Annotated in this window: 25 protein-coding genes; 15 read left to right on the forward strand and 10 right to left on the reverse strand. The window is 68.3% G+C overall.

Annotated elements, in window-relative coordinates; all coding sequences use genetic code 11:
* Positions 1-28: 28 nt before the first annotated feature.
* The gene (locus L0D17_RS08675; RefSeq protein ID WP_243094804.1) at positions 29-169 is read right to left on the reverse strand and encodes a DUF3800 domain-containing protein; all 141 of its coding nucleotides are present in this window, start codon (positions 167-169) and stop codon (positions 29-31) included.
* 22 nt (positions 170-191) lie between these two features.
* On the opposite strand from L0D17_RS08675, the gene L0D17_RS08680 reads away from it, so the two are divergent.
* Together L0D17_RS08680 and truD are read left to right on the forward strand one after the other, a co-directional pair.
* Positions 192-1,904 (forward strand): M3 family oligoendopeptidase, encoded by a 1,713-nt coding sequence (locus tag L0D17_RS08680; RefSeq protein ID WP_243094805.1) that lies wholly within the window; start codon positions 192-194, stop codon positions 1,902-1,904.
* A gap of 14 nt (positions 1,905-1,918) precedes the next feature.
* Complete coding sequence (gene truD / locus L0D17_RS08685) at positions 1,919-3,001, forward strand: tRNA pseudouridine(13) synthase TruD (RefSeq protein WP_243094806.1); 1,083 nt, start codon at positions 1,919-1,921, stop codon at positions 2,999-3,001.
* Here truD and L0D17_RS08690 read toward each other — a convergent pair.
* The 3 genes from L0D17_RS08690 to L0D17_RS08700 are packed head-to-tail and all read right to left on the reverse strand — an operon-like array spanning position 2,998 to position 4,449.
* Positions 2,998-3,432: a hypothetical protein gene (locus tag L0D17_RS08690; RefSeq protein ID WP_243094807.1), complete on the reverse strand. Its 435-nt coding sequence runs from the start codon at positions 3,430-3,432 to the stop codon at positions 2,998-3,000. The genes truD and L0D17_RS08690 overlap by 4 nt on opposite strands.
* A gap of 25 nt (positions 3,433-3,457) precedes the next feature.
* Positions 3,458-3,820, reverse strand: a complete 363-nt coding sequence (locus L0D17_RS08695) for an alpha/beta fold hydrolase (protein ID WP_243094808.1) — start codon at positions 3,818-3,820, stop codon at positions 3,458-3,460.
* Positions 3,817-4,449, reverse strand: coding sequence for an alpha/beta fold hydrolase (locus L0D17_RS08700; protein ID WP_243094809.1), 633 nt, complete (start codon positions 4,447-4,449; stop codon positions 3,817-3,819). Before L0D17_RS08700 ends, L0D17_RS08695 begins: the two co-directional genes overlap by 4 nt.
* A gap of 21 nt (positions 4,450-4,470) precedes the next feature.
* Between L0D17_RS08700 and L0D17_RS08705 the strand changes: the two genes are divergently transcribed.
* On the forward strand, positions 4,471-4,917 hold the full coding sequence (locus tag L0D17_RS08705; RefSeq protein WP_243094810.1) for a PaaI family thioesterase: 447 nt from the start codon (positions 4,471-4,473) through the stop codon (positions 4,915-4,917).
* Here the strand turns inward: L0D17_RS08705 and L0D17_RS08710 are convergent.
* Positions 4,858-5,820 carry a dipeptidase gene (locus L0D17_RS08710; protein ID WP_243094811.1) on the reverse strand — a complete coding sequence of 321 codons (963 nt, stop codon included), beginning with the start codon at positions 5,818-5,820 and terminating at the stop codon, positions 4,858-4,860. The two genes, L0D17_RS08705 and L0D17_RS08710, sit on opposite strands and share 60 nt — an antisense overlap.
* A 14-nt stretch (positions 5,821-5,834) precedes the next feature.
* Between L0D17_RS08710 and uvrC the strand changes: the two genes are divergently transcribed.
* Genes uvrC through L0D17_RS08740 form a run of 6 tightly spaced genes read left to right on the forward strand, consistent with a single transcriptional unit; the run spans position 5,835 to position 13,102 of the window.
* Positions 5,835-7,613, forward strand: coding sequence for an excinuclease ABC subunit UvrC (uvrC, locus tag L0D17_RS08715; RefSeq protein ID WP_243094812.1), 1,779 nt, complete (start codon positions 5,835-5,837; stop codon positions 7,611-7,613).
* 10 nt (positions 7,614-7,623) lie between these two features.
* Complete coding sequence (locus L0D17_RS08720; protein ID WP_243094813.1) at positions 7,624-9,402, forward strand: arginine--tRNA ligase; 1,779 nt, start codon at positions 7,624-7,626, stop codon at positions 9,400-9,402.
* 4 nt (positions 9,403-9,406) lie between these two features.
* Entirely contained in the window at positions 9,407-10,450 is a 1,044-nt protein-coding gene (locus L0D17_RS08725; RefSeq protein ID WP_039458688.1) for a S1C family serine protease, read from the forward strand.
* 3 nt (positions 10,451-10,453) lie between these two features.
* Complete coding sequence (locus tag L0D17_RS08730; RefSeq protein ID WP_039458686.1) at positions 10,454-11,053, forward strand: deoxynucleoside kinase; 600 nt, start codon at positions 10,454-10,456, stop codon at positions 11,051-11,053.
* A 1-nt stretch (position 11,054) separates the two neighbouring features.
* The gene (locus L0D17_RS08735) at positions 11,055-11,663 is read left to right on the forward strand and encodes a deoxynucleoside kinase (RefSeq protein ID WP_039458684.1); all 609 of its coding nucleotides are present in this window, start codon (positions 11,055-11,057) and stop codon (positions 11,661-11,663) included.
* A complete protein-coding gene (locus L0D17_RS08740; RefSeq protein ID WP_039458681.1) occupies positions 11,660-13,102 on the forward strand; it encodes a Mur ligase family protein in 1,443 nt (480 codons plus the stop codon). Before L0D17_RS08735 ends, L0D17_RS08740 begins: the two co-directional genes overlap by 4 nt.
* Here the strand turns inward: L0D17_RS08740 and trmFO are convergent.
* A complete protein-coding gene (trmFO, locus tag L0D17_RS08745) occupies positions 13,083-14,411 on the reverse strand; it encodes a methylenetetrahydrofolate--tRNA-(uracil(54)-C(5))-methyltransferase (FADH(2)-oxidizing) TrmFO (RefSeq protein ID WP_039458727.1) in 1,329 nt (442 codons plus the stop codon). The two genes, L0D17_RS08740 and trmFO, sit on opposite strands and share 20 nt — an antisense overlap.
* Positions 14,412-14,465: 54 nt before the next feature.
* On the opposite strand from trmFO, the gene L0D17_RS08750 reads away from it, so the two are divergent.
* From L0D17_RS08750 to L0D17_RS08775, 6 genes are read left to right on the forward strand one after another with little or no spacing between them, the layout of a single operon-like run.
* Entirely contained in the window at positions 14,466-14,999 is a 534-nt protein-coding gene (locus tag L0D17_RS08750; protein ID WP_243094814.1) for a Uma2 family endonuclease, read from the forward strand.
* Positions 14,996-15,754 (forward strand): imidazole glycerol phosphate synthase subunit HisF, encoded by a 759-nt coding sequence (hisF, locus tag L0D17_RS08755; RefSeq protein ID WP_039458677.1) that lies wholly within the window; start codon positions 14,996-14,998, stop codon positions 15,752-15,754. Before L0D17_RS08750 ends, hisF begins: the two co-directional genes overlap by 4 nt.
* A gap of 4 nt (positions 15,755-15,758) precedes the next feature.
* The gene (hisIE, locus tag L0D17_RS08760; RefSeq protein ID WP_039458674.1) at positions 15,759-16,385 is read left to right on the forward strand and encodes a bifunctional phosphoribosyl-AMP cyclohydrolase/phosphoribosyl-ATP diphosphatase HisIE; all 627 of its coding nucleotides are present in this window, start codon (positions 15,759-15,761) and stop codon (positions 16,383-16,385) included.
* Between the two features lie 18 nt (positions 16,386-16,403).
* Positions 16,404-17,372 carry a class II fructose-bisphosphatase gene (glpX, locus tag L0D17_RS08765; RefSeq protein WP_039458672.1) on the forward strand — a complete coding sequence of 323 codons (969 nt, stop codon included), beginning with the start codon at positions 16,404-16,406 and terminating at the stop codon, positions 17,370-17,372.
* 9 nt (positions 17,373-17,381) lie between these two features.
* Complete coding sequence (locus L0D17_RS08770) at positions 17,382-19,142, forward strand: adenosylcobalamin-dependent ribonucleoside-diphosphate reductase (RefSeq protein ID WP_243094815.1); 1,761 nt, start codon at positions 17,382-17,384, stop codon at positions 19,140-19,142.
* On the forward strand, positions 19,139-19,813 hold the full coding sequence (locus L0D17_RS08775) for a DUF58 domain-containing protein (RefSeq protein ID WP_039458667.1): 675 nt from the start codon (positions 19,139-19,141) through the stop codon (positions 19,811-19,813). Before L0D17_RS08770 ends, L0D17_RS08775 begins: the two co-directional genes overlap by 4 nt.
* Here L0D17_RS08775 and L0D17_RS08780 read toward each other — a convergent pair.
* The 4 genes from L0D17_RS08780 to L0D17_RS08795 all read right to left on the reverse strand — a co-directional run bounded on the left by L0D17_RS08780 (position 19,784) and on the right by L0D17_RS08795 (position 25,474).
* Entirely contained in the window at positions 19,784-21,646 is a 1,863-nt protein-coding gene (locus tag L0D17_RS08780) for an aldehyde ferredoxin oxidoreductase family protein (RefSeq protein ID WP_243094816.1), read from the reverse strand. The genes L0D17_RS08775 and L0D17_RS08780 overlap by 30 nt on opposite strands.
* 147 nt (positions 21,647-21,793) lie before the next feature.
* Positions 21,794-23,044, reverse strand: a complete 1,251-nt coding sequence (locus tag L0D17_RS08785) for an ABC transporter substrate-binding protein (RefSeq protein WP_039458663.1) — start codon at positions 23,042-23,044, stop codon at positions 21,794-21,796.
* Positions 23,045-23,097: 53 nt separating this feature from the next.
* On the reverse strand, positions 23,098-24,291 hold the full coding sequence (locus tag L0D17_RS08790; protein WP_243094817.1) for a carbohydrate ABC transporter permease: 1,194 nt from the start codon (positions 24,289-24,291) through the stop codon (positions 23,098-23,100).
* Positions 24,281-25,474, reverse strand: coding sequence for a carbohydrate ABC transporter permease (locus tag L0D17_RS08795; RefSeq protein ID WP_243094818.1), 1,194 nt, complete (start codon positions 25,472-25,474; stop codon positions 24,281-24,283). Before L0D17_RS08795 ends, L0D17_RS08790 begins: the two co-directional genes overlap by 11 nt.
* Positions 25,475-25,497 lie beyond the last annotated feature (23 nt).

The raw sequence follows: 25,497 nt of genomic DNA on the forward strand, positions 1-25,497 counted from the left end.
AGGCGCGGAAGTCCCTTGGGGTTATGCCCTATGGAGGTTTTGACGTGTACATAGCTTCCCGGTAATGGCTTGGCTCCACCAAGACCCCAGCGAGGACGAAGACGGGATACTGCGGGTCCACCTTTTTCAGAACGTGATCCCCGGATTCATCCAAAAAGCAAAGCAGCATCCCGAGCAAGTATACTAGCCCCGTGGAATGGGACCTTTCCGACCTCTATAAAGGACCCGAGGACCCCGCGATCCAGCAGGACCTCGAGGCCGCCCTCGCCCTGGCGGAGGGCCTAAACCCTGAGGACCTCCTCTCCCCCCAAAAAGCCCAAGACCTATTCCGCCGCTACGAGGCGGCCCTGGAAAAGGCCTACAAGCCCCTCAACTTCGCCAGCCTTTACTTTGCCACCCGCACCCAAGACCCCACGGCCAAGGCCCTCTTGGACCGGGTGCGGAACCGCTTCACCGAGGTCAGGAACCGCCTCGTGCCCCTGGAGGTGGCCCTAAGGCGGCTTCCCGAGGAAGCCTTCCAGGCCCTCCTGGCCCACCCTGGCCTCGCCGACCTCCGCCACTTCCTCCTAAGGCAGCGGGCCTACGCCCCCCACACCCTCTCCGAGCGGGAAGAGGAGCTCCTAAACCTCAAGGGCCTGGTGGGAAGAAGCGCCTGGAGCCAGTTCTATACGGAATACACCGGCCGCTTCCGCTTCCTGGTGAAGGGCAAGGAGCTCACGGAGATGGAGGTGCGGGCCCTCCGCCGCGACCCCGACCCCGAGGTGCGGCGGGAGGCCCACCGGGAGCTCTACGGCAGGCTCACGGCCGAAGCCCCCACCCTAAGCGCCGTCTTCAACGCGGTCTACCTGGACTACCTCCAGGACCTAAAGCTTCGGGGCTACCGCCACCCCCTGGAGCCCGTGGCCCTAAGGGACGAGGTGGAGGTAAGGGACATTGAAGCCCTCCTCGCCGCCACGGAGGCCCACTACCCCCTGGTGGAGCGCTACTACCGCTTTAAGGCCAAGCGCCTGGGCCAGGAGAAGACCCCAAGCCAAGACCTCCTCGCCCCGTTGGGGGAGAAGCCCAAGGTGCCCTTTTCGGAGGCGAAAGCCCTCGTCCTCGAGGCCTTCCGCCGCTTCTCCCCCGAGATGGAGGCCATCGCCCGGGAGTTCTTTGAAAAGCGCTGGATAGACGTCTACCCCAGGCCCGGCAAGCGGGGTGGGGCCTTCTGCAGCGGGGGGCTTCCCTCCACCCACCCCTACGTCCTCCTCAACCACACGGACGACCTGGATAGCGCCCACACCCTAGCCCACGAGCTGGGGCACGGGGTGCACTTTTACCTGGCCCGCAAGCAACGCCTCCTCAACTTCGGGGCCTCCACCCCCTTGGCGGAGACGGCCAGCGTCTTCGCCGAGCTCCTTTTGGACGACCTCCTCATGGAAAGGCTTTCCGGCGAGGAAAAGACCCTCCTCCTGGCCGAACGGGTGGAGGACGCCATCAACACCCTCTTCCGCCAGGTGATGTACACCTTCTTTGAACAAAAAAGCCTCCTCGCCCGCCAGGAGGCCGCCCTCTCCCCCGAGGCCTTCCACGGGATCTGGGACGAGGAGCAAAAGCGCCTCTACGGGGAAGCCGTGGCCTGGACGGAGCTGGACCGGGCCGCTTGGGCCGGCATCCCCCACTTCGTCCACTACCGCTTCTACACCTACAGCTACGCCCTGGGGTACCTGGTGGTCCTCGCCCTCTACGGCCGCTACCAGGAGGAAGGCGAGGCCTTCGTGCCCAAGTACCTGGAGGTCCTAAAGGCCGGGGAAAGCGCAAGCCCCAAGGAGATCCTGAAGCAGGCCGGGGTGGAGCTCGCCTCCGAGGGGTTCTTCCGCTACGGCTTCGGGGTGTTGGAGGCTTGGCTGAAGGCCCTTTCCTAGGCGACAATAAAGGGATGGACCTCGTCTACCGCCCCGAGCGCTACCCCTTCCTCACCCAGGACCTCCCCGGGGTGGGCGGGGCCATCCGGGTGGAGCCAGGGGACTTCCAGGTGGAGGAGGTGCCCGCCTACCTGCCTAAAGGAGAGGGAGAGCACCTTTACCTCTTCCTGGAAAAGGAAGGCCGCACCACCCGGGAGGTCTTGGAGTTCCTGCGGGACGCGGTGGGGGTGCCGGAAAAGGAGATCGGGGTGGCGGGGCTAAAGGACAAGCGCGCCCGCACCCGGCAGTGGTTCTCCATCCCCAGGAAGTACGAGGACGCCCTCTGCCTCTTGGAAGACCTGAAGGGGGTGAGGCTTCTTGACGCCAGCCTCCACACCAATAAGCTCCGCACCGGCCACCTCAAGGGAAACCGCTTTCGGATCCTGATCCGGGGAGCCCAGGGGCGGGAAAGGGCCGAGGCCATCCTGCGCGCCCTTCAGGAAAAGGGGGTGCCCAACTACTACGGGCCCCAGCGCTTCGGCCTGGGGGGGCTCAACCCGGTGAAGGGCTACGAGTTGGTGAAGCGGGGCAAGGGACGTGGAAGCCCCTGGCTCAAGCGCTTCCTCATCGGCAGCCTGCAAAGCCTCCTCTTCAACGAGTGGGTGGCCCTGAGGATGGAGCGGGGGCTTTACGACCGGGTGGTCCCCGGGGACTGGGCCAAGAAGCACGCCACGGGGGGGGAGTTTTTGGTGGAAAGGCCGGAGGAGGCGGAACGGGCCCTAAGGCTGGAGATCAGCGCCACCGGGCCCCTCTTCGGCAAGAAGTACCCCGAGGCCCAAGGGGAGGCCCGGAGCCTCGAGGACGAGATCCTCGCCCGCTTCGGCCTAAAGCGGGAGGACTTCCGGGCCCGCCGGGGAGCCAGGCGGCCCATCCGGGTGCCCCTCGCCGAGTGGAGCCTCGTGGAAAGCCCGGAAGGCCTGTGGCTATCCTTCTTCCTCCCCAAGGGGAGCTACGCCACGAGCCTCCTGAGGGAGGTGATGAAGGTGGAGGTGGACGCCCCCGGGGAAGAAGAAGCGGGGGAGGAGCCTACCCCTCCCCCGGAAAACCCGGCCCTTTAAAAGCGGTAGCCGAGCTTCATCTGGGCCGCCAGGGTACCCCCGGCAAGCCCCACATCCCCGCCCAGGAAGAGGGGAACCCCTAGGGCCGCCTTCAGGTCGTACTCAGCGTCGGCGCGGAAGTAGAACTGGGCGCCGCTAAACCCGGGGAAGACCGCCCCCAGACCCACGCCGGCCTTAAGCCCCTCCGCCAGGGGGTAGAGGTAGCGGAAGAGGAAGGCCCCGTTCCAGGAGCCGCTTACCGTGTAGGCCACGTCCAAAGCGGGCCGCACCTCCCCCACCGGGGGCTGGAAGAGGAGGCAGTGCCAGGAAAGCTCCGCCCCCAACCCCTGGGTGCCGCCCACCAGGGCCAAGGAAGGCTTCAGGTTCTCCACGGAAAACTGGGCCGAAGCCAGGCCGAGCACCACCACCAAAGCGCCGAAGAGCTTCCTCATAGCGACACCTCCCACGGCCAATCTATCACAGGCTAAAGCCTCTTGACAAGGTTTCTATTAAGTTACCCCCGGGGAGCACCCGGTAGCCCCGCTCGGCCAGCGCCTCCCCCACCGCCTCCCCCAAGCCCCGGGTGAGGATGGGGGGCGAGCCCAGGTTGAGCATGACCAAAAAGCCCACCACGTACTCGGCGAGCTCCTCCGGGGCCATGGGGGGCCCTCCCGTGCGCCCGTGGCCGGGAAGGTCCAGGAGGTAGAAGGTGTACCCCTCGGGGAGGTCCTCGGGCCAGCGGGAGGCCTCCTCCGCCAGGAGGAGCACGGAAGGCCCCTTCCCCACCCGGTCAAAGACCAGGTTTAGGCCGTAAAGGTGGAGGTAGCCCGTCCGCCTCACAGGGCAAGCCCCCCCGGCAAGGGGCGGAAGCTTTCCCCCAGGAGGAAGTCCGCCACCAAGGAGCGCACCTCCTCCATCGCCTCCCAGGGCACGAAGTGGCCCGCCCCCTCCACGCTGAAGCGCAAAGCCTCCCCCTTGGCGAAGTCCGCCGCCTCCTGGCCGTGGTGGGGCGGGGTGAAGGCGTCCAGGGCCCCTTGGACCACCAGGACCCGGGCCTTCGTGCTCCTAAGCCAGCGCCTTTCGTCCCCCAGCCCCTCCACCCGTTCCAACCAGGCCCGCACCCCCTCCTCGCTTAGCCCCTCCCGCCACACCTGGAAGACCTCCTCGCTTCCCGCCGCCTCCGGCCCGAAGAAAAGCGCCCGCCCGATGGTGGCAAAACCCTCCACCCCGCCCTTCTCCAGGCCGAAGCGGAGGGCCCTTAGCTTGGCGGCGAGGAGGGCGTCTTTGCGCAGGATGGGGGAAAGGAGGACGAGGCTTCGCACCCCCTCCCGGAAGGCCGCCTTAAGGGCCTCCAGGGCGCCTTCGGCGAAGGCCACCAGGTGGAGCCCCCCCTCGGAAGGGAGGTCCCGGAGGAAATCCAGCCCCGCCGGGGGGGAGAGAAGCCCGGGGAAGGCGCGCACCTCGCCCACAACCCCTTTATACTCCAGGCCATGGAGCTTCCCGCCTTCCTAAAAGGGGAAACCCTGGACAACACCTTAGGGGTGCGCTACCTCAAGCTCACCCCCGAGGAGGTGGTGGCGGAGCTGGAGGTGACCCCTAGGGTCCACCAGCCCTTCGGCTTCCTCCACGGCGGGGCCACGGTGGCCCTGGCGGAAAGCGTGGCCAGCGTGGGGGGCTTTCTGAACTGCCCCCCGGGGCACGCCGCCTTCGGGCTGGAGATCAACTGCAACCACATCCGCAAGAAGCAGAGGGGGGTGATCCAGGCCGTGGGCCGGCCCCTGCACGTGGGCCGCACCACCCAGGTCTGGGAGGTGAGGGTCTACGACGAGGAGGAGCGCCTCATCGCCGCAAGCCGCTGCACCCTGGCGGTGGTGCCCTTAGAACCAGCGGGCGAGCCAAGCAAGCCAGCTTCCCCCCAAAAAGGCCGCGTCCCCTAAGGCCCTTAAGTCCCGGTGGCGCTCTAGGCCCTGGGGAACGGCCTCGAGGCCAAACCCCCCGTCCCAGTCCGTGCCGAGGCCCACGCCCTTGGGCCCGAGGAGGCTTTCCGCATGGGCCTTGTGGCGGAGGAAGGCTTCCAAGGGAAGCCTCGCCATCCCCCGCCGCCAGCCGGGGTCCAGGAAGGCGTTGTAGGGCACGAGGCCCAAGACCCCGCCCCTTTCCCCTAGGGCCTTCAGGAGCTCGTCGGAAAGGTGGCGGGGGGAGGGCACCAAGGCCCGGCAGTTGGCGTGGGTGGCGCACACCGCCCCTCCATAGGCCCCTAGGGCCTCCCAGGCCGCCTCCTCCGCCAGGTGGGAGAGGTCCAGGGCCACCCCAAGCCGCTCCATCTCCTTAAGGAATGCCCTTCCCTCGGCCGTTAGGGGGCCCTCCTCCGCGTTCCCCCCGGCGTAGGGGTTCCGGGTGGCCCAGGTGAGGGAAAGGAGCCTGAGGCCCCGCGCCCGCAGGGGCCTTAGTTCCTCCGGGGCCTCCAGGGCGTGGGCCCCCTCCAAAAGGAGCACCAGGCCCAAGACCCGGTCCTCGGGGTAGCGGGCGAGGTGGGCCAGGAGGTCTTCCCTTTCCCTAAGGATCCGCACCAGGCCCCCCTTCTCCCAGGCCTCGTAGAGGGCCAGTTGGGCGTAGACCTCCTCCAGCCAGTCCTCCCTTCCCCCCTCCCGGGGGTCGGCGAAGAGGGTGGCGAAGGCCACCGCCACCCCCGCCTCCTTGAGGCTTTCCAGGGTCACCAAGGGGGTGTCGGGGTGGGGGTCCTTGGCCCTTAGGGCCTCGAGGGGCAGGGTGAGGTCCCGCCCCAGGGAGCGGGCGTTGTAGGCCAGGTCCAGGTGGGCGTCCACCATCACGGGTTCCATAAGGGCACTCTACAATGGGGCTTGTGCGGCTCGAGGAGCTTCTCCCCCTGCCCGAAACCCCCGGGGTCTACCTCTGGAAACGGGGGGAGGAGGTGCTCTATGTGGGCAAGGCCAAGAACCTAAAGGCCCGGGTAAGGAGCTACTTCCACGCCGAGGGCAAGGCCCGGCGCATCGCCGAGGAGGCCACAGCCCTGGACTTCATCGCCGCCCGGGACGAGGTGGAGGCCCTCCTCCTGGAGGCCAACCTCATCAAGGCCCACCGCCCCCCCTACAACGTCCTCCTCAAGGACGACAAGCACTACCCCTTCCTGAAGCTCACCCGCGAGCCCTTCCCCACCCTCCTGGTGGTGCGGCGGGTGGAGGAGGACGGGGCCAAGTATTACGGCCCCTTCCCCGAGGCGGGGGCCTTGAGGCGCATCAAGACCCTCATTGACCGCCACTTCCCCTTGCGCAAGAACTCGGGCTTCCCCATGAAGCGGCGGCGCTTTCCCTGCCTCAACCACAGCATGGGCCGCTGCCTCGCCCCTTGCGTGGGCAAGGCGGACCTCGAGGCCTACGGGGAGGTGGTGCGGCAGGTGGAGGCAGTCCTGGAAGGGCGGGTGGACGGGCTTTTGGCGGAGCTGGAGACCAAGATGCGGGAGGCCGCCCAGCGCCTAGAGTTTGAGCGGGCGGCGGAGATCCGGGACCAGATGGAGGCCCTAAAGGCCTTCTTCGCCACGAACCAGCAGGCCTTTGACCCTGAGCTTGGCGACCTGGACTTCCTGGGCTTCGCCCGGGCCGGGGCCCTGGCGGCGGTGCAGCTTTTCCAGGTGCGAAGCGGGCGGATCCTGGGGCGCATCAGCCGGGTGGTGGAGAAGGAGGAGGCCACGGACGAGGAGATCCTTTGGGCCTTCCTCCGGGACCACTACCTCGAGGCCTCCCCCCTCCCTCCCCTGGTCCTCCTCCCCTTTCCCCTGGAGGACCTCTTTGGGCTGGAGGCTCTCCTCCGCCGCCGCGCCGGGCGCAAGGTGGAGGTTAGGGTGCCCCAAAGGGGGGAGAAGGCGCGGCTCATGGAGTTCGCCGAGAAAAACGCCCGCCTCGCCCTGGAAACCGAGCTCAAGGCCCGGGAGCGCCGGGGGGACCACCCCGCCCTCAGGGCCCTCCAGGACCTCCTCGCCCTTTCCACCCGCCCCTTCCGCATCGAGGCCTACGACATAAGCCACCTCCAGGGCCAGGCCCGGGTCTTCTCCCTGGCGGTCTTTGAGGGGGGAAAGCCCAAGCGCCAGGAGTACCGCCGCATGCGCCTAAGGGCGGGGAACGACGACTACCAGGCCATGGAGGAAGGCGTCTACCGCCGCTACACGGGAAGCCTCAAGGAGATGCCCCTTCCCGACCTCCTCCTCATTGACGGGGGCTTGGGCCAGGTGCGGGCGGCGCAGCGGGGGCTGGAGCGGGCCGGGCTAAGGATCCCCCTGGTGGGCCTGGCCAAGAAGGAGGAGGTCCTCGTCACCCCGGAAGGGCGGGAGATCCGCCTTCCCCTCACCCACCCCGCCCTAAGGCTCCTCATCCACCTGCGGGACGAGGCGCACCAAAACGGCCTCAAGCAGCACCAAAAGGACCGAAGCCGGGAGCTTTTCCGGGTGCTGGAGGGGATCCCCGGGATCGGGGAGGCCCGGCGGCGCCTCCTTTTGGAGCGCTACGGGGGCCTCAAGGCCCTCAAGGAAGCCCCCCTGGAGGAGCTCGCCCGCCTTCCGGGTATGAACCGCAAGGCGGCGGAGGCCCTCAAGGCCGCCTTAGGGGAAAAGCCCTTATGATGAGGCCCTGATGGTGCGCCGCGCCCTGGAAGAGGCCATACACGAAGCCCTGAAGGAGATGGGCCTGGAGCTAAAGCCCAAGGTGGCCCGGGCCCCCAAGGACAAACCCGGGGACTACGGGGTCCCCCTCTTCGCCCTGGCCAAGGAGCTCAAGAAACCCCCCCAGGCCATCGCCCAGGAGCTAAAGGAACGCCTAAAGCTTCCCCCCTTTGTGGAGGAGGCCGTCCCCGTGGGGGGGTACCTGAACTTCCGCCTGCGCACGGAAGCCCTCCTCCTCGAGGCCCTAAAGGAGAAAAAGCCCTTCCCCAAGCGGGAAGGCCTGGTGCTCATTGAGCACACCTCGGTGAACCCCAACAAGGAGCTCCACGTGGGCCACCTGCGGAACATCGCCCTGGGGGACGCCCTGGCCCGCATCCTGGCCTACGCCGGGCGGGAGGTCCTGGTCCTCAACTACATTGACGACACCGGCCGCCAGGCGGCGGAAACCCTCTTCGCCCTAAGGCACTACGGCCTCACCTGGGATGGGAAGGAGAAGTACGATCACTTCGCTGGCAGGGCCTACGTGCGCCTCCACCAGGACCCGGATTACGAAAGGCTCCAGCCGGGGATTGAGGAGGTCCTCCACGCCCTGGAACGGGGGGAGCTCAGGGAGGAGGTGAACCGCATCCTCCTGGCCCAGCTCGCCACCATGCACGCCCTGAACGCCCACTATGACCTTTTGGTCTGGGAGTCGGACATCGTGCGGGCGGGGCTTTTGGGGAAGGCCTTGGCCCTTTTGCAACAAAGCCCTTACGTCTTCCGCCCCAAGGAGGGCAAGTACGCCGGGGCCCTGGTCATGGACGCAAGCCCCTTCATCCCGGGGCTGGAGGACCCCCACTTCGTCCTGGTGCGCTCCGGGGGCGCCGCCACCTACTACGCCAAGGACATCGCCTTCCAGTTCTGGAAGATGGGGCTTTTGGAGGGCCTCCGCTTCCGCCCCTACGAGAACCCCTTCTACCCGGGCCTAAGGACGAGCGCCCCCGAGGGGGAAGCCTACACCCCCAGGGCCCGGGAGACCATCAACGTCATTGACGTGCGGCAAAGCCACCCCCAGGCCCTGGTGCGGGCCGCCTTGGCCCTGGTGGGGCACCCCGAGCTGGCCCAAGGGGCCTTCCACCTGGCCTACGAGACGGTGCTCCTCGAGGGCAAGCAGATGTCGGGGCGGAAGGGGGTGGCGGTGAGCGTGGACGAGGTGCTGGAAGAGGCAAGGCGCCGAGCCCTCGCCATCATCGCCGAGAAAAACCCCGAACACCCCGCCAAGGAGGAGGCGGCGGGGATGGTGGCCCTCGGGGCCATCCGCTTCGCCATGGTCAAGACAGAGCCCAAGAAGCAGATTGACTTCCGCTACCAAGAGGCCCTCTCCTTTGACGGGGACACGGGGCCCTACATCCAGTACGCCCACGCCCGGGCGCACAGCATCCTGCGCAAGGCCGGGGAATGGGGCGAGCCGGACCTCGCCCAGGCCACCCCTTACGAGCGGGCCCTGGCCCTAAGCCTTCTGGACTTTGAGGAGGCGGTCCTCGAGGCCGCGGAGGAGAAGACCCCCCACGTCCTGGCCCAGTACCTCCTGGACCTTTCGGCGGCCTGGAACGCCTACTACAACGCCAAGGAAGGGGGCCAGCCCGCCACCCCCGTCCTCACCGCCCCCGAGGGCCTGAGGGAGCTACGGCTTGGCCTGGTGCAGCGCCTTCAGGAAACCCTTGAGGCGGGCCTCGGCCTCCTCGGCATCCCCGCCCCCGAGGTAATGTAAGGCCATGCGCCTCGCCCTCCTGGCCCTCCTCCTCCTCTTCGCCTTGGGGCAGCGCCTCACCTCCCCCGAGGAGGTGGCGCGCAGCCAGGTGATCAAGAAGGCCCTGCCCGCGGTGGTGCGCATCCAGGGCACCCCCACCGCCCCCGGGGAAGACCAGGTGGTGGGCACGGGCTTCTTCGTGAGCCCTTTTCGGGTGGTGACCAACTACCACGTGGTGCGGGACCTGGCCGACCTCACCGTGCGCTTAACAGACGGGCGCACCTTTCCCGCCGAAACCTTCGCCGTGGATCCGGGGATTGACCTGGCCCTCCTCACGGTGAAGGGGGTCCAGGCCCCGGGGATCCTCGCCTTCAGCAAGGCCCCGGCGGCCAGCCTCCCCTTGGGGATGGGGCTGGTGCTGGTGGGCTTCCCCTACGGCCAGGGGCCCTTGGCTTCCTACGGCATCCTGGCCGGGTTGGGCCCCCTGGAGGTCCCCACCCCCGACCCCAGCATCGGGGCCGAGGTGGGGGAGTACCTCTTCACCGACGCCCCCCTCACCGTGGGGAACTCGGGAAGCCCCCTTTTGAACCTGCAGGGGGAGGTGGTGGGGGTGGTGGCGGACGTGGTGGGGGGGCCCTCCGGGGTGGGGGGGATTGGGGTGGCCATCCCGGCGGAGCTCGCCGCCCAGAGCGTCCAGGACCTGGAGCGCTTCGGCATCCCCCAGCGGGGGTGGCTTGGGGCCAGCCTGGTGAGCCTGGAGGAGCTTCCCCCGGTCCTCCTCCGGGCCGTGGGCCTCACCACCACCCAAGGGGCCATGGTGGACCGGGTGGAGCCGGGTAGCCCCGCCGCCCGGGCGGGGCTTAGGGGGGCGCAGCGGGACGCCCAGGGGCGGCTTGTGGCCCTGGGGGACGTGATCCTGGCGGTGAACGGCAAGGCGGTGAAGGACAAGGCGGAGGTGGTGCGGCTCATCGCCCGCTACCGCCCGGGGGACCGGGTGCGCCTCACCCTGTGGCGGGAAGGGCGGCGCCTCGAGGCCACCCTGACCCTGGTGGCCCGGCCCAGGAGGTGAGGCGTGTACGTGGCCATTGAAGGCCCCATCGGCGTGGGCAAGACCACCCTGGCCCGGCTCCTGGCCGAGGCCCTGGGGGCGGAGCCCCTTCTGGAGGTGGTGGAGGAAAACCCCTTCTTGCCCCTCTTCTACCAAGACCCCAAGCGCTACGCCTTCAAGGCGCAGGCCTTCTTCCTCCTCTCCCGCTACCGGCAGCTTTCCCGCTTAAAGGAAAGGCCCCTCTTCGGCGGGGTGGTGGCGGACTACCTCTTTGACAAGGACGCCATCTTCGCAAGCCTCACCCTGGAAGGCCCCGAGTGGGACCTCTACCTGGAGCTCTACCGGGAGCTATCCCCCAGGCTTCCCGCCCCCGACCTCACCGTCTACCTGAGGGCCCCGGTCCCGGTGCTCCTGGAGCGCATAAAGAAGCGGGGCCGGCCCTTTGAGAGGGCCATAGACCCCGCCTACCTGGAAGCCCTCTCCCAGGCCTACGAGCGGCACTTCGCCCGCTATCCCCACCCCCTTTTGGTCCTCGAGGCGGACCAGCTGGACTATGCCCCGGGGGGCCCCGACCGGAAGCGGGTGGTGGAGTTGGTGAAGGCCCACCTTTCCCTAGGGGTTTAGGATGTACGTGGCCATCGCCGGCAACATCGGCAGCGGCAAAAGCTCCCTCACCGCACTCCTGGCCGAAACCTTCGGGCTCAAGCCGGTGTACGAGGCAGTGAGCGAAAACCCCTATCTGGAAGACTTCTACCGGGACATGGGGGCCTACGCCTTTCCCTCCCAGGTCTTCTTCCTGGCCAGGCGGGTGCGGCAACACCTCCTGGAGGTGAACGGAAGCCCCCGCGTGGTCCAGGACCGCACCCTCTACGAGGACGCCTTCGTCTTCGCGCAGAACCTCTACCTTGAAGGCCACCTCTCCGAGCGGGACTGGCGGACCTACCTGGAGCTTTTCCACGGCGTGGCCCCCGCCCTGCGCAAGCCCGACCTCCTCATCTACCTGCGGGCGAGCCTCCCCACCCTGAAGGCCCGCATCCAGAAGCGGGGGCGCCCCTTTGAGCGGAACATCCCCGAGGGCTACCTCCTCGCCCTAAACCGCCTCTACGAGGAGCTCATCGCCTCCTGGGACCTCTCGCCGGTTTACGTGGTGGAGGGGGACCAGGTGGACTTCGTGGAGGACGAGCAGGCCAAGGAAGCCCTCTTTACCGCCTTGCGCCCCCTATTACGCCCATGACCCTGCAGGAACTCTTCGCTCCTTTCGGCCTCGAGGCCCCGCCCCAGGAGGTGCGGGGCATCACCCTGGACTCCAGGCGGGTGGCCCCCGGCTTCGTCTTCGTGGCCGTCCCCGGGGTGCCCCTCCCCCACCGCAAGCCCCTGGACGGGCACGCCTTCATCCCCGAGGCCCTCGCCCGTGGGGCCATCGCCGTGGTGGGGGAAAAGGACCTATCCCTGCCCGTGCCCTACCTCCGGGTGAAAGACGCCCGCCTGGCCATAGCCCTCCTCGCCCGGCGCTTTTACCGCGAGCCCGACGCCCTCCTCGCCCTCTTCGGCGTCACCGGCTCCAAGGGCAAGAGCACCACGGCAAGCCTCCTCCACCACCTCCTCCAGGCGGGAGGGGTGAAGGCGGCGCTCCTCTCCACCGTGGGCCTGAGGCTGGGGGAGGAAGCAAGGCCCCCCTTGGGCCACTTCACCACCCCCGAGGCCCCCGAGGTCTACGCCTTCCTCCGGGAGGCGGCGGACCGGGGGCTAAAGGCGGCGGTGCTGGAGGTTTCCAGCCACGCCCTGGCGCTCAAACGGGTGGAGGGGCTTGCCTACCGGGTGGGGCTTTTCGTGAGCTTCTACCCCGACGACCACCTGGACCTCCACGGCACGGCGGAAAACTACTTCCGGGCCAAGGCCCTTTTGGTGGAGCGCTCGGAGGTGGCGGTGCTCCACACGAGCCTCCCCCACCTGGAAGCCCTAAGGAAGCGGCCCCACCTCCTGGTGGGCCCCGGGGGGGAGGTGTGGGCGGAAGGCGTAAGGGAGGAGGCGGAGGGGCTTCGCTTTCGCCTCCAAAGCCCCTGGGGCCAGGGCGAGGCCTTCCTGCCCCTCCTGGGGCCCTACAACGTGGACAACGCCCTCATGGCCCTGGCGGCGGCCCTCCACTTTGGGATTTCCCTGGAAGAGGCCCTAGCGGGCCTTGCCACCTTCCCCGGGGTGCCGGGAAGGATGGAGGTGGTGCAGAAGGCCCCCTTCCGGGTGGTGATAGACTTCGCCCACACGGGGAAAAGCCTGGAGGAGGCGCTAAGGACCCTAAGGCGCACCACGCCCGGCAGGCTCCTCCTGGTGGTGGGGGCGGCGGGGGAAAGGGACCCGAGGCGGCGGGAGGACATCGGCCGGGTGGCGGCCCGCCTCGCCGACCTCACCTTCTTCACCGAGGAGGACCACCGCACGGAGCCCCTGGAGGCGATCCTTAGCGCCCTGGCGGAGGCGGCCCGGCGGGAAGGGGGGAGGTTCCGGATCGTGCCGGACCGCCGGGAGGCCATTCTCCAAGCGGTCCTCGAGGCCCAGGAGGGGGACACCGTCCTCCTCGCCGGCAAGGGGCACGAGAACAGCTTAGAAAGGGGCCAAGAAGCCCTCCCCTGGAACGAGCGGGAGGTGGCGGAGGAAGCCCTCAGGATGCGGGGGCTTTAGCGGGCAGGGGGGGCGTGAGGGCCTGAAGCCAGCGGGCGAAGGCGGAAAGGCCCCGCTGGTACATGGCCTCCCGCTTTTCCCGCTTCCCCATCCGCCCCTCCACGGGGGGCACCAGGCCCCAGTTGGCGTACATGGGCTGGAAGCCCTCGGGGTTGGCCGTGGCCAGGTAGCGGACCAGACCCCCCAAGAGGCTTTCCTCGGGCGGGGCCACGGGGGAAAGGCCTAGGGCCCGCCTTGCGGCGTTGAGCCCCGCCAGAAAACCGGTGGCGGCGCTTTCCAAGTACCCCTCCACCCCGGCGAGGACCCCAGCGGCGAAGAGGCCCTCCGCCCCCTGGAACTCCAGGGTCTCCCGGAGGAGCCTCGGGGCGTTGAGGTAGGTGTTCCGGTGCATCACCCCGTAGCGCACGATCTCGGCGTTTTCCAGGCCGGGGATCATCTGGATGAGGCGCTTTTGCTCCGGCCACTTGAGCCCCGTCTGGAAGCCCACCAGGCTCCAAAGCCGCCCCGCCTTGTCCTCCTGGCGGAGCTGCACCACGGCGAAAGGCTCCTTCCCCGTGCGGGGGTCCTTGAGCCCCACGGGCTTCAGGGGGCCAAAGAGAAGGGTCTGGTACCCCCTTTGGGCCAGCTCCTCCACCGGCACGCAGGCCTCAAAGAACTGCAGGTTCTCCCACTCGTGGGGCACGTGCCGCTCCGCGGCCACCAAGGCCTCGTAAAAGCGGCGGTACTCCTCCTCCGTCATGGGGCAATTCAGGTAGTCAGCGCTTTGGCCGTAGCGCCCGGCGCGGAAGCACTTACCGAGGTCAATGCTCTCGTAGAGGACGATGGGGCTTGCGGCGTCGTAATAGGAGAGGAAGTGGTCGCCGAAGCGGCGCCTCAGGGCCTCTGCCAAGGCCTCCGAGGTGAGGGGCCCCGTGGCCAAGATCGTGATCCCCTCGGGGATCTCCCCCACCTCCTCCCGCACCACCTCCACCCGGGGGTGGCGGGAAAGCCTCTCCGTGATGTAGCCGCTAAACTCCTCCCGGTCCACGGCCAAGGCCCCCCCGGCGGGGACCCGGGCCCGCAAGGCCGCCTCCATGACGAGGCTTCCCGCAAGGCGCATCTCCGCCTGCAAGAGCCCTTTGGCGTTGGCCGTTCCCTCCCCGCCCAGGGAGTTGGAGCAGACGATCTCCGCCAAATGCCCCGTGGCGTGGGCCGGGGTCATGCGCTTGGGGCGCATCTCGTATAGCCGCACGGGGACGCCCAGCCGCGCCAAGGTCCAGGCGGCCTCGCTCCCCGCGAGGCCCCCGCCCACCACGTTCACCCGTTCCACTCCCCCGATGGTAGCACGGGGAAGGCCCAGGGAAAAGGGGCCTATAATGGGACCATGGCGGTGCGGCACCGCTTCACCGTGGAGGAGCTTTCCGCCCCGGCAGGCCTCCATCCCGCCACCCGGTGGGAGCTCCTAGAAGGGGAGGTCTACGAGATGGCCCCCATAGGAAGCGAACACGCGGGGCTTTTGGATTGGCTCCTAGCCGCCTTGGCCCACAAGGTGCTCGGGCAGGTCCAGCTCCGGGTGCAAAGCCCCCTCCTCCTCAGCCAAGACAGCCTGCCCCAACCGGGCCTGCTTCTCCTTAAGCCCAGGGCGGACTTTTACACCCGAGCCCACCCACGGGCCGAAGACGTTCTCCTCCTGGTGGAGGTGGGGCTTTCCGGTCTGGAGTTTGACCGGCAGGTGAAGCTACCCCTCTACGCGCGGCACGGCATTCCCGAGGTGTGGCTAGCGGGGCCTGCGGGCCTCGAGGTCTTCCGGGAGCCCAAGGGGGGCCTCTACCGCCTCCACCGCCTCGTGGCCAAGGGCGAACCCATTGCCCCCCTGCTCCTACCCTCGGTGGAGCTCCTCTACGATCCCCCCCTATGAGCCTCGCCAAGCGCATCGTTCCCTGCCTGGACGTGCACGCCGGCCGCGTGGTCAAGGGGGTGAACTTCGTGAACCTAAGGGACGCCGGAGACCCCCTGGAGGCGGCCCAGGCCTACGATCAGGCGGGGGCGGACGAGCTCGTCTTCCTGGACATCTCCGCCACCCACGAGGAGCGGGCCATCCTCCTGGAGGTGGTGGCCCAGGTGGCGGAAAGGGTCTTCATCCCCCTCACCGTGGGCGGGGGGGTGCGCTCCCTGGAGGACGCCCGGAGGCTCCTCCTGGCGGGGGCGGACAAGGTGAGCGTGAACTCCGCCGCGGTGAAGCGGCCCGAGCTCATCCAGGAGCTCGCCGACCACTTCGGCGCCCAAGCGGTGGTCCTGGCCATTGACGCCAAGTGGCGGGAAGGCTTCCCCGAGGTCCACGTGGCGGGGGGAAGGGTGCCCACGGGCCTCCACGCGGTGGAGTGGGCGGTCAGGGGGGCGGAGCTCGGGGCCGGGGAAATCCTCCTCACCAGCATGGACCGGGACGGGACCAAGGAGGGCTACGACCTAGCCCTCACCCGGATGGTGGCAGAGGCGGTGAACGTCCCCGTGATCGCCAGTGGGGGGGCAGGGAGGGAGGAGCACTTCCTCGAGGCCTTCCAGGCGGGGGCCGAGGCCGCCTTGGCCGCCAGCATCTTCCACTTCGGCGAGATCCGGGTCCCAGACCTCAAGCGCTTCCTGGCGGAAAGGGGCGTGAGGGTGCGGCTAGACTAGGGGCATGGACCTAGCGGCCGTGCGCTTTGACGAGCGGGGCCTCGTCCCGGTGGTGGTGCAGGACGCCCGCACGGGGGAGGTCCTCACCCTGGCCTACGCCAACCGGGAGGCCCTGGAGGAAACCCTGAGGACGAGGCGGAGCACTTTTTATAGCCGAAGCCGCCAGGCCCTTTGGCGCAAGGGGGAGACCTCGGGGCACTACCAGGAGGTGGTGGAGGTCCTCTTGGACTGCGACGGGGACGCCGTGGTCTACAAGGTCCTCCCCCATGGCCCCGCCTGCCACACCGGGGAAAGGAGTTGCTTCCACCGCCCCCTCCTCCCGGGAGCCACCGCCCCCGGTATCGGGGAGGTCCTGGAAAGGGTCTACGCCACCATAGCGGAAAGGCTCAGGACCCTTCCCGAAGGGAGCTATGTGGCGAGACTCCACCGGGAAGGCCTGGACCGCATCCTCAAGAAGGTGGCGGAGGAGGCGGGGGAGGTGATCCTGGCCGCCAAGAACCACGATAAGGGGGAGCTTCGCCACGAGGCCGCCGACCTCCTCTTCCACCTCCTCCTCACCCTGGCGGAGGAGGGGGTGGGCCTGGAGGAGCTGGCAGAAACCCTCTGGGCCCGGCGCCGGCCCCAAGGCTAGACCCCTTATGATGGAACCATGGAAATTGAGCGCAGGCTCGTCCTGGAAGTGGTGCGGGTGACGGAGCAGGCCGCCTTGGCGGCGAGCCGCTACGCCGGCAAGGGCGACAAGGAGGCGGTGGACGAGGCGGGCACCGAGGCCATGCGCCGGGTCCTCAACGAGCTCCCCATCCGGGGTACCGTGGTCATCGGCGAGGGGGAGATGGACGAGGCCCCCATGCTCTACATCGGGGAGGTCCTGGGCCAGGGGGGCCTCGAGGTGGACATCGCCGTGGACCCGGTGGAGGGCACCACCACCGCCGCCAAGGGCCTGCCCAACGCCGTGACCGTGATCGCCCTAAGCGAAAAGGGCGGGCTCTTCCACGCCCCGGACATGTACATGGAAAAGCTCATCGTCCCCCCGCCCGCCGCCGGGCTCGTGGACCTCACCTGGCCGGTTTCCGCCAACCTCAAGGCCTTGGCCCTGGCCCTGCAGCGCTCGGTGGAGGACCTGGTCATCGTGGTCCTGGACCGCCCCCGGCACGAACGGCTCATCCGGGAGATCCGGGAAGCGGGGGCCCGGGTCAAGCTCATCTCCGACGGGGACGTGATCGCCGCCTTGGCTGCTGCCATAAGGGGCACGGGGGTCCATGCGGTCATGGGCATCGGCGGGGCCCCGGAAGGGGTTTTGGCCGCCGCCGCCTTGAAGTGCCTGGGCGGGGAGATCCAGGCCCGCTTCGTGCCGCAAAACGAGGAGGAGCGGGCGCGGCTTAGGGCCATGGGCGGGGACGAGCACCGGGTCTACCGCACGGAGGACCTGGCCCCCGGCAAGGAGATCGTCTTCGCCGCCACGGGCATCACCGACGGGGACATCCTGGAGGGGGTGCGCTTCTTCGGCGGGGGGGCCAGAACCCACTCCATCGTCATGGGCCACGCCACCCGGGTGGTGCGCTTTATTGACTCCATCCACCTCTTTGAAACCGGGGCCCGGGTGACCATCCGGGTCTAAACTGAAGGCGTGCCCACGCCCTACCGGGAGGAGGAAGCGTACCGGCTCGCCCTGGACTTCTTCGGGGGGGACGACCTCCGGGCAAGCGTCTTCCTCAGGCGCTACGCCCTGAGGGATCGGGAAGGAAGGCCCCTTGAGGCCACCCCCCCGGAGCTCTGGCGCCGCCTAGCCCGCCACGCCGCCCGGGTGGACCGGGGGATGGAAGGGGCCTACCTCGGGCTCTTCCAGGACTTCCGCTTCGTCCCCGGGGGCAGAATCCTCTTCGGCCTCGGCAACTGGCGCAAGAGCACCCTCTTCAACTGCTACTTCCTCCCCATCCGGGAAGACTCCGTGCGGGGCATCGCCCGCTTCCTGGACGAGGCCATGCGCACCTTTGCCTACGGGGGCGGGGTGGGCACCAACGCCGACGTCCTCCGCCCCAAGGGGGCCAAGGTGGGGAACGCCGGGGTGGAGAGCTCCGGGGCGGTGAGCTTCATGGAGCTCTTCTCCACCCTGGCGGGGGTCATGGGGGCGAGCGGGGGAAGGCGGGGGGCCCTCATGCTCACCTTCTCCGACACCCACCCCGAGCTTTTGGACTTCCTAAAGGCCAAAACCGACCCCGAGCGCACCAAAATCCGCCACGCCAACCTCTCCCTAAGGGCCACGGACGCCTTCTTGGAAGCGGCCCTGGCGGACGAGCCCTGGCAGCTTTCCTTCACAAGCCCAAGGGAACACATCACGGCAACCATCCGGGCCAAGGAGGCTTGGGAGGCCCTGGTGGAGGCCGCCTGGAGTAGCGCCGAGCCCGGCCTCCTCTTCTGGGACCGGGTGCGCACCTGGGCCACGGCCCAGTATGGGGGGATGGAGGTAAAGGGGGTGAACGTCTGCGGGGAGGTGCCCATGGAGCCCTACGGGGCCTGCAACCTAGGGAGCCTCAACCTGGCCGCCTTCGTGAAAGCCCCCTTCACCCCCAAGGCCCACCTGGACTACCCCGCCTTGGAAGAGGCCACCCGGCTTGCGGTGCGCTTTCTGGATGCGGTGGTGGACCTGGGCAAGAACCGCCACCCCGTGCAGGCCCAGCGGGAGGCCTCCCTAAGGAGCCGCCGCATCGGGCTTGGGGTCATGGGCCTGGCGGACATGCTGGCCATGCTGGGCCTCCCTTACGGCACGGAGGAAGCCCTCCGCCTCGCCGAGGAGGTCATGCGCCGCATCAAGGAGGCGGCCTACCGGGAAAGCGCCCGCCTGGCGCAGGAGAAAGGCCCCTTTCCCGCCTTTGACCCCAGGGAGCACCTCAAAAGCCCCTTCATCCAGGCCCTCCCCGAGGGCTTAATCCTTGAAGTGGAAAAGGGCCTAAGGAACGCCGCCCTCCTCTCCATCGCCCCCACGGGCTCCATCTCCATCCTGGCTGGGGTGACGGGGGGCATTGAGCCCATCTTCGCCCTCACCTACCTCCGCCACGCCGGGGGAGCGGTCTTCCTGGCGGAACACCCCCTCCTTCGGCGCTACCGGGGGGCCACGAAAGGCGGTGCCCCCGACTGGCCCACGGCGCACACCGTGGACCCCTTCCAGCGGGTGCGCCTCCAGGCCGCCTTGCAGCGCCACGTGGACCAAAGCATCTCCTCCACGGTGAGCCTACCCAAGGAAACCCCCAAGGAGGTGGTGGAAAGGCTCTTCCTCACCGCTTGGAAGGAGGGGTGCAAGGGGATCACCGTCTTCCGCGAGGGGAGCCGGGAGGAGGTGATTGAGCCCCTCCCCCCCGTGGGGGTCTGCACCTTCTGCCAGACGGCATGATCCGCCACCGCCTCGCCACTAAGCCCCACCTCCCTTACCCCGGGGAGCGCCTGGCCCGGCAGAAGGGCCTAGGGGGAGAGTTCCTCGAGCTCCGCCCCTACGCCCCCGGGGACGAGGTGCGCCGGGTCCACTGGCGGGCCTACGCCAAGACGGGAAGGCTCTACACCCGTCTGGAGACCGCCCCGCAAAGGGCCCGCTTCCGCCTCTTCTTGGACGAGAGCGAAAGCATGCGCCTCCACGGGAAGCTGGCCTACGCCGAGGCGGTGGCCGCCCTCCTCCTGAAGATCGCCCGGCAGGAGGACCCCTCGGCCCGCCTCCTGCGGGGCAGGCCCGGGGCCTGGGGGGCGGGGCGGGGGACCCTGGTCCTCCTCACCGACGGCCTGGACCCCCTGCCGTGGGCCCGGCTCCTCCCCCGGCGGCTGGTCCTGGTGCAGATCCTCTCGCCCTTGGAACTCGCCCCGCCCTTTGGGGAAGCCCTCCTAAAGGACGTGGAAACGGGGGAAACCCTCCCCGTGGGAAAGGAGGAGGTGGAGGGCTACCGGAAGGCCCTGGCCGCCCACCTCAAGGCCCTCCGCCTCCTCGCCCTCCTCCGGGGGCGGTACGCCCTCCTCAAGGTGGGCGAGCCCCCCCTCCCCGCCCTCCTACGCCAGGGCGTTTTGGAACTCCTCTAGCCCCAAGGCGGCAAGCCGCCTGGGGTCCACTCCCCCTTCCCAGCCGGCGAGCCGGCGGTAGGCCAAGACCCCTTCCCGGAAGGCCACGGGGTCCAGGCGGGCCTCAGGGTTCCCCTTGCGGAAGGGCTGGAAGAAGCGCTCAGGAAGCCGGTCCTCCTCCTCTCCGATCCCCTCCCGCAGGTTGAAGAGCCGGGTGAGGTGCAGGGTGCGCTCCCCCACCTCCAGCATCTCCTCCGGGGTGAGGCGCCAGCCCGTGGCGGCGTAGACCGCCTCCCGCCACTCCTCGGGGGTCCAGGGGACGAAGTCGCAGAGCACCAGGCTGTTCACAAAGCCCCGCTCCCGGGTCTTGGTCCAAAGCATGCGGATCTTGGTCTCGGAAAGGTTCTCCACGGGAAGGGGCGGGAAGTCCTCCCCGTAGAAGCGAAGCTCCTTCAAGGCCCTCCCCTCCTTGGCGAAGGCGGTGTCGTGGAGGTTGTGGTTGTGGTCGGCCCCCGTGGGGCTCACGGCGTAGCCCACCCCCAGGGCCCGCTTGTACCGGGGGTCGTGCATGGGCACCTCCTGCCCCTTCACGTGCATGGCCAGCTCGGGATGGCCGATGGCCTCCGCCAGGCGCTTCGCCCCCCGGGCCAGAAGCGCCCCAAGCCGCCCTTCCTTTCTGGCCAGCTTCTCTATGGCGGAGATGAGGGCATCCCCGTTGCCGAAGCGGAGGCCCAGGCCCTCGTCGTCCAGGTAGCCCTTCTCCACCGCCTCCATGGCGCAGGCGATGGTCACCCCCACTCCGATCACGTCCAGGCCGTACTGGTTGCAGAGGGTGTTGGCCTTGGTCACGGCGTAGGGATCGGTGACCCCGCAGGTGGAGCCCAAGGCCCCCAGGCCCTCGTACTCCGGCCCCCCGTACTCCGGGCGCACGTCGTACTTGCCCGTGCCCTCAATCTTCACCACCTGCTTGCAGCGGATGGCGCAGGCGTAGCAGGTGTCCCGCCCGATGCGGATGCCTAAAGCGTCCAGGCTGGTGCCGTCCAGGGCCTCGGCGCCCTCGAGGAAGCCATCCAGGAAGTTGTGGCTCGGGAGGACCCCCCGAAGGTTAAAGGGCTTCACCGTGCCCACGGTGCCCATGGTGACGAGGCCCGCCGCCCGCTCCATGCGCTCTTTGGCCATGCGCCGGGCGAGCTCCTTAAGGAGGGCGGGGTCGTGGTAGGCGGGAAGGGTTTCCTTCCGGGCCCGGGCGGAGACCGCCTTCAGGCGCTTAGCCCCCATCACCGCCCCCAAGCCCCCCCGCCCGGCGAAGTGGGCCAGGTCGTGGATGACGTTGGCGGTGAGGACCCCGTTCTCCCCCGCCAGGCCGATCTGGGCGATGCGGGTGTTCCCCCCGTGGACCTCCTTGATCAGGGCCTCCACCTCCAAGGGGTCCTTGCCCCAGAGGTGGGAGGCGGGGTGGACGGCCACCTCCCCCCCCTCCACGTGGAGGTAGACGGGGGTTTCCGCCCGGCCCAGGACCACCAGGGCGTCCAGGCCGGCGTTCTTCAGCTCAGCCCCAAAGAAGCCCCCGCCCTCGGCGTCCCCGTACCCCCCGGTCAGGGGGCTTTTGGCGGCCACGGTGTTGCGCCCCGAGCCGGAGATGGGGGTGCCGGTGAGAACCCCGGGGGCGAAGATGAGGGCGTTCTCCGGGCCCAGGGGGTCTGCTCCCTTGGGCACGTGCTTGAGGAGGAGGTAAGCGGCAAGGGCCCTTCCCCCCAGGTAGCGGCGCCAAAAGGCCTCGCCATAGCCTTCGTACCAGATCCGCCCCGTGGAGAGGTCCACGAAGGCCACGCGGTCGTGGTATCCCTTAGGCATGCCTTCAGTCTAAACCCTTCTTCTCCGGTACCCTTCGCACATTTGCTCTCGCCTAAGGGACTCCCGTGGTCCCCATCCTGGCTTGCGCCAGGATGGGGTGGTACAAACCGCCCGCCCCCACGGGCGGGCGGCCCAAGCGCCCTTGGCCTAGCGGGTCTTGCCGGAAAGGAGGTCTTCGGCGAGCTTTTGCGCCTTGTCCAAGGCCGCCTTGGGGTCCACCTTGTTCAGGATGGCCTCCTTGATGGCCTGGCCCAGGATGTCAAAGCGGATCTGCTCCCACTCCGCCAAGGCGGGCTCAAACTTGGCGTAGCGGCTTTGGCGGACGATGGTGGCGTAGTCGGGGTTTTCCGCCACGTACGCCTGGTAAACGGGGTCCTTGAGGGCGGCCTCGGTCACGGGCACGTACCCCGTGGCCGTGGCGAAGACCGCCTGGGCCCGGGGGCTCAGGACGAACTGCAGGAAGTCCTTGGCCACCGCCTGCTCCTCCTTGGAAGCCTGGCGGAAGACCACCAGGTTGGTGCCCTGCACCAAGCCAAACCCCACCTGCCCTTTGCTTCCGGGAAGGGTGGCCACCCCCAGGTCAAACTTAGCCCCCTGGCGGTAGTAGGTGTAGCCGGCGGAGGTGTCCACGCTGAAGGCGTAAGGCCCGGAGCCCAGGTTCTGGTTGATGTAGCCGGAGGTGATGGCCTTGGCCCACCCCTCCTTCACCCCGTTTTGCAGGAGGGTGAGGGCCTCCACCGCCTCCTTGGAGTTCAAGACGAGCTTGCCGTTTTTCAGGTAGCTGCCCCCCAGGTTGAAGAAGAAGTAGGCGAAGGTGGAGGCGTCGGGCTGGAACCAGAAGACCGGGCCCCCTTCCGCTTGGGAAAGCCTTTTGCTCAGGGCCACCAGCTCCTCGAGGGTGGTGGGCACCTTGGCCCCGTGCTTCTTCAGGAGGTCCTTGTTGTAGTAGAGGACCTGGATGCTCTTGTTGAAGGGCACCCCGTAGACCACGCCCCCGAAGCGCACCGCGTTCAGGAAGGCGAGGTTTACCCCCTGGAGCCTCACCCCCAAGGACTCAATGGGCAAGAGGGCCTTGGCCTCGAGGTAGAGGGCGATGTTGTTCTCGTAGGCCTGGGCCATGGCCGGCACCTTCCCGGCGGCGAAGGCGGCTTTGATCTTGGTGGAGAGGTCCCGGTACCCCCCTTGGGGGACGGGGCGGACGCAACGGCCCTGCTGGGCCTTGTTGAACTCCACCACCAGGTTCTCCAAGGCCAGCTTCGGGGCCCCGCCGGTAAAGCCGTGCCATAGCTCGGCCACCACCTTGGCCTTGGCGCACTGCTCCTTGATGACGTCCTCGGGTTTGGCCTGCTGGGCTAGGGCGAGCCCCAAAAGGGCCGCGAGTACCAAAGCTTTCTTCATACGCCATAGCACCTCCGCTAGCAGTATACCGCCTGGCGCCAGAGCAGGGTCAGCTACTTGAGCCCCGAGCGGGCGATCCCCTGGATGAACTGCCTTTGGGCCACGAAGTAGCCCAGGACGATGGGGAGGATCACGAAGGTGCTGGCGGCCATCAGGGCCCCGTAGTCCGAGCCCGCCTCGGAAACGAAGGCCTGGAGGCCCAGCTGCACCGTGCGCATCTCGGGGCTTTGGGTGACGATGAGGGGCCAAAGGAGGGCGTTGTAGGCCCCCAGGAAGGTGAAGATGCCGTAGGACACCAGGCCCGGCAGGGAAAGGGGCAAGGCGATGCGGAAAAGCTGGGTCAGGTACCCGGCCCCGTCAATCCGGGCGGCGTCAAAGAGGTCTTGGGGCAGGGAGAGGTAGAACTGCCGCAGGAGGAAGATGCCGAAGACGGAGGCCAGCCAGGGCACGATGAGGGCGTAGTAGGTGTCCAGCCAGCCCAGCCGGGCCAGAAGGACGTAGTTGGGGATGAGGAGGACCTCCCCGGGCACCATCAGGGTGGCCAGGATGAGGACGAACACCCCCTCCTTCCCGGGAAAGGGCACCCGGGCCAGGGCGAAGGCGGCCAGGGCCGCCAGGAAGAGACCCACCGCCACCTGGGTGAAGGCGGTGAAGAAGCTATTGAAGAAGTAGCGGCCCCAAGGGGCGGCCCGCCAGGCCTCGAGGTAGTTGTGGAACACGTACCCCAAGGCCCCGGGCACCGCGTTCACCCACTCCAGGCGCCATATCTCCCCTTGGGAGCGGAGGGCGTCCGGGGGCAATGGCGGGGCCAGGGGCACCTCCTTGGGCCAGAGGACCACCAAGGGCAGAACCCGGAAGGCCTTTTCCGTGGCGTTGGTGAGCCGGACCCGCCAGGCCCCCTCCCGGTAGGCCACCTCCACCCGGGTGCCGTCCGCCACCGGGTCAAAAAAAGCCCCGGGGGTTCGGGGCACAAAGGCCCTGGGGGGCTTCCCCTCTTCCCCGGGAAAGGCGAGCTCCACGCTCCGCCCCGGGCCCAAGCCCCCCCAGAAGGGGCTATCCCCGAGCTTCGCCGCCTTCACCCAGTTCCTTGGCTTCATCCGCTCCGGCACCCAGATGGGCTTGGCCTGCAGGGCCTCCTGGGGGCTTTTGAGGCTCGTGGCCAGCATCCAGTAAAAGGGGAAGGCCATCACCACCCCCAGTCCGAGGAGAAGGAGGTGGACCAGGAGGGAAAAGGCCCTAAATCTCATAGTTCACCCGCCGCTCCAGAACCCGCCGCTGCACCAGGGTGAGGACCAGGATGAGGAGGAAGGTCACCATGGCGATGGCGCTGGCGTAGGAGAAATCCGAGTCGCGGAAGCCCTTGTTGTAGAGGTAGAAGGCCAGGGTCAGGGTGTCCTGCAACACCCCCCCCGTGGGGGTCAGGACGTAAACCTGGGTGAAGACCTGGAAGGCCCCGATCACCCCCAGGGTGAAGAGGAAAAAGGTGGTGGGGGAAAGGAGGGGCCAGGTGATGAGGCGGTGCTTTTGGAAAAAGTTGGCCCCGTCCAGCTCCGCCGCCTCGTAGTACTCCTTGGGGATGGCCTGGAGCCCCGCCAGGAGGATCACCACCTGGTACCCCAGGAAGTGCCAGACGCTCATGGCCATCACCGCCACGAAGGCCAGGCTCGGCCCGGCCCAAAAGCCCTGGGGCTCGAGGCCCAAGGGTCTCAGGAGAAGGGCGAAGACCCCGGTGGGAGTGTTGAGCCAGTCCAGGCCCGGGGTGCCGAGGAGCCAGTTGAGAAAGCCGAACTCCGGGTGGTAGATCCAGCGCCACACCGCCGCCGCCGCGGTGAGGGCGGTGATGTAGGGCAGGAAGAAGAGGGTGCGGTAAAACCCCTGGAAGGCCACCCCCGTGTTCAGGAGGATGGCGATGGCCGTGGCCAGAAGAAGCCCCGTGGGCACCGTGAAGACCACGTACCAGAAGGTGTTGCCCAAGGCCCGCCAGAAAAGCGGGTCCTTGAGGAGGATGTGGTAGTTCTCAAGCCCGGCGAAGGCCGCCGGGCGCAAGAAGTTCACCTTCTCAAAGAGGCTCAGGTAAAAGGCGTAAAAGGTGGGAAAGACCTGCCAGACCAGTAGAAGCGCCAAGGCGGGCCAGACCAGGGCCCAGCCGTAAAAGGCCGCCTGCTCCTTCTCCCCCAGGCGCCGGCCGAAGAGGAGGGCGAAGGCCAGGGGAGCGAGGACGGGCGCCCAGGGAAACCAAGGGGCGAGAAGCCCCAAAAGCAAAAGGGCGTGGCGCAGGCCATAGCGGAGGCCATGGAGGGCCAAGGCGCCGTAGGCGAGAAGGCCCAGGGAAACCAAAAAGCCGGGGGCGAAGCGGAGCCTTTCCGCCAGCACCGCCAAGGCCAAAAGGGCCCCCAAGGAAAGGAGGAGGTGCAACGGGTACCCCCGCATCCCGTGCCGGAGTATACCAACCC

Origin of the sequence: Thermus thalpophilus (genome assembly GCF_022760915.1) — a bacterium.
Classification (GTDB): domain Bacteria; phylum Deinococcota; class Deinococci; order Deinococcales; family Thermaceae; genus Thermus; species Thermus thalpophilus.

What these genes read in the sequence shown, in the direction of transcription:
- L0D17_RS08675 (WP_243094804.1), bottom strand. Translation starts at nt 169, where the DNA reads ATGCTGCTTTGCTTTTTGGATGAATCCGGGGATCACGTTCTGAAAAAG.
- truD (WP_243094806.1), top strand. Translation starts at nt 1,919, where the DNA reads ATGGACCTCGTCTACCGCCCCGAGCGCTACCCCTTCCTCACCCAGGAC.
- L0D17_RS08690 (WP_243094807.1), bottom strand. Translation starts at nt 3,432, where the DNA reads ATGAGGAAGCTCTTCGGCGCTTTGGTGGTGGTGCTCGGCCTGGCTTCG.
- L0D17_RS08705 (WP_243094810.1), top strand. Translation starts at nt 4,471, where the DNA reads ATGGAGCTTCCCGCCTTCCTAAAAGGGGAAACCCTGGACAACACCTTA.
- L0D17_RS08710 (WP_243094811.1), bottom strand. Translation starts at nt 5,820, where the DNA reads ATGGAACCCGTGATGGTGGACGCCCACCTGGACCTGGCCTACAACGCC.
- uvrC (WP_243094812.1), top strand. Translation starts at nt 5,835, where the DNA reads ATGGGGCTTGTGCGGCTCGAGGAGCTTCTCCCCCTGCCCGAAACCCCC.
- L0D17_RS08720 (WP_243094813.1), top strand. Translation starts at nt 7,624, where the DNA reads ATGGTGCGCCGCGCCCTGGAAGAGGCCATACACGAAGCCCTGAAGGAG.
- L0D17_RS08725 (WP_039458688.1), top strand. Translation starts at nt 9,407, where the DNA reads ATGCGCCTCGCCCTCCTGGCCCTCCTCCTCCTCTTCGCCTTGGGGCAG.
- L0D17_RS08735 (WP_039458684.1), top strand. Translation starts at nt 11,055, where the DNA reads ATGTACGTGGCCATCGCCGGCAACATCGGCAGCGGCAAAAGCTCCCTC.
- L0D17_RS08740 (WP_039458681.1), top strand. Translation starts at nt 11,660, where the DNA reads ATGACCCTGCAGGAACTCTTCGCTCCTTTCGGCCTCGAGGCCCCGCCC.
- L0D17_RS08750 (WP_243094814.1), top strand. Translation starts at nt 14,466, where the DNA reads ATGGCGGTGCGGCACCGCTTCACCGTGGAGGAGCTTTCCGCCCCGGCA.
- hisF (WP_039458677.1), top strand. Translation starts at nt 14,996, where the DNA reads ATGAGCCTCGCCAAGCGCATCGTTCCCTGCCTGGACGTGCACGCCGGC.
- hisIE (WP_039458674.1), top strand. Translation starts at nt 15,759, where the DNA reads ATGGACCTAGCGGCCGTGCGCTTTGACGAGCGGGGCCTCGTCCCGGTG.
- glpX (WP_039458672.1), top strand. Translation starts at nt 16,404, where the DNA reads ATGGAAATTGAGCGCAGGCTCGTCCTGGAAGTGGTGCGGGTGACGGAG.
- L0D17_RS08775 (WP_039458667.1), top strand. Translation starts at nt 19,139, where the DNA reads ATGATCCGCCACCGCCTCGCCACTAAGCCCCACCTCCCTTACCCCGGG.
- L0D17_RS08780 (WP_243094816.1), bottom strand. Translation starts at nt 21,646, where the DNA reads ATGCCTAAGGGATACCACGACCGCGTGGCCTTCGTGGACCTCTCCACG.
- L0D17_RS08785 (WP_039458663.1), bottom strand. Translation starts at nt 23,044, where the DNA reads ATGAAGAAAGCTTTGGTACTCGCGGCCCTTTTGGGGCTCGCCCTAGCC.
- L0D17_RS08790 (WP_243094817.1), bottom strand. Translation starts at nt 24,291, where the DNA reads ATGAGATTTAGGGCCTTTTCCCTCCTGGTCCACCTCCTTCTCCTCGGA.
- L0D17_RS08795 (WP_243094818.1), bottom strand. Translation starts at nt 25,474, where the DNA reads ATGCGGGGGTACCCGTTGCACCTCCTCCTTTCCTTGGGGGCCCTTTTG.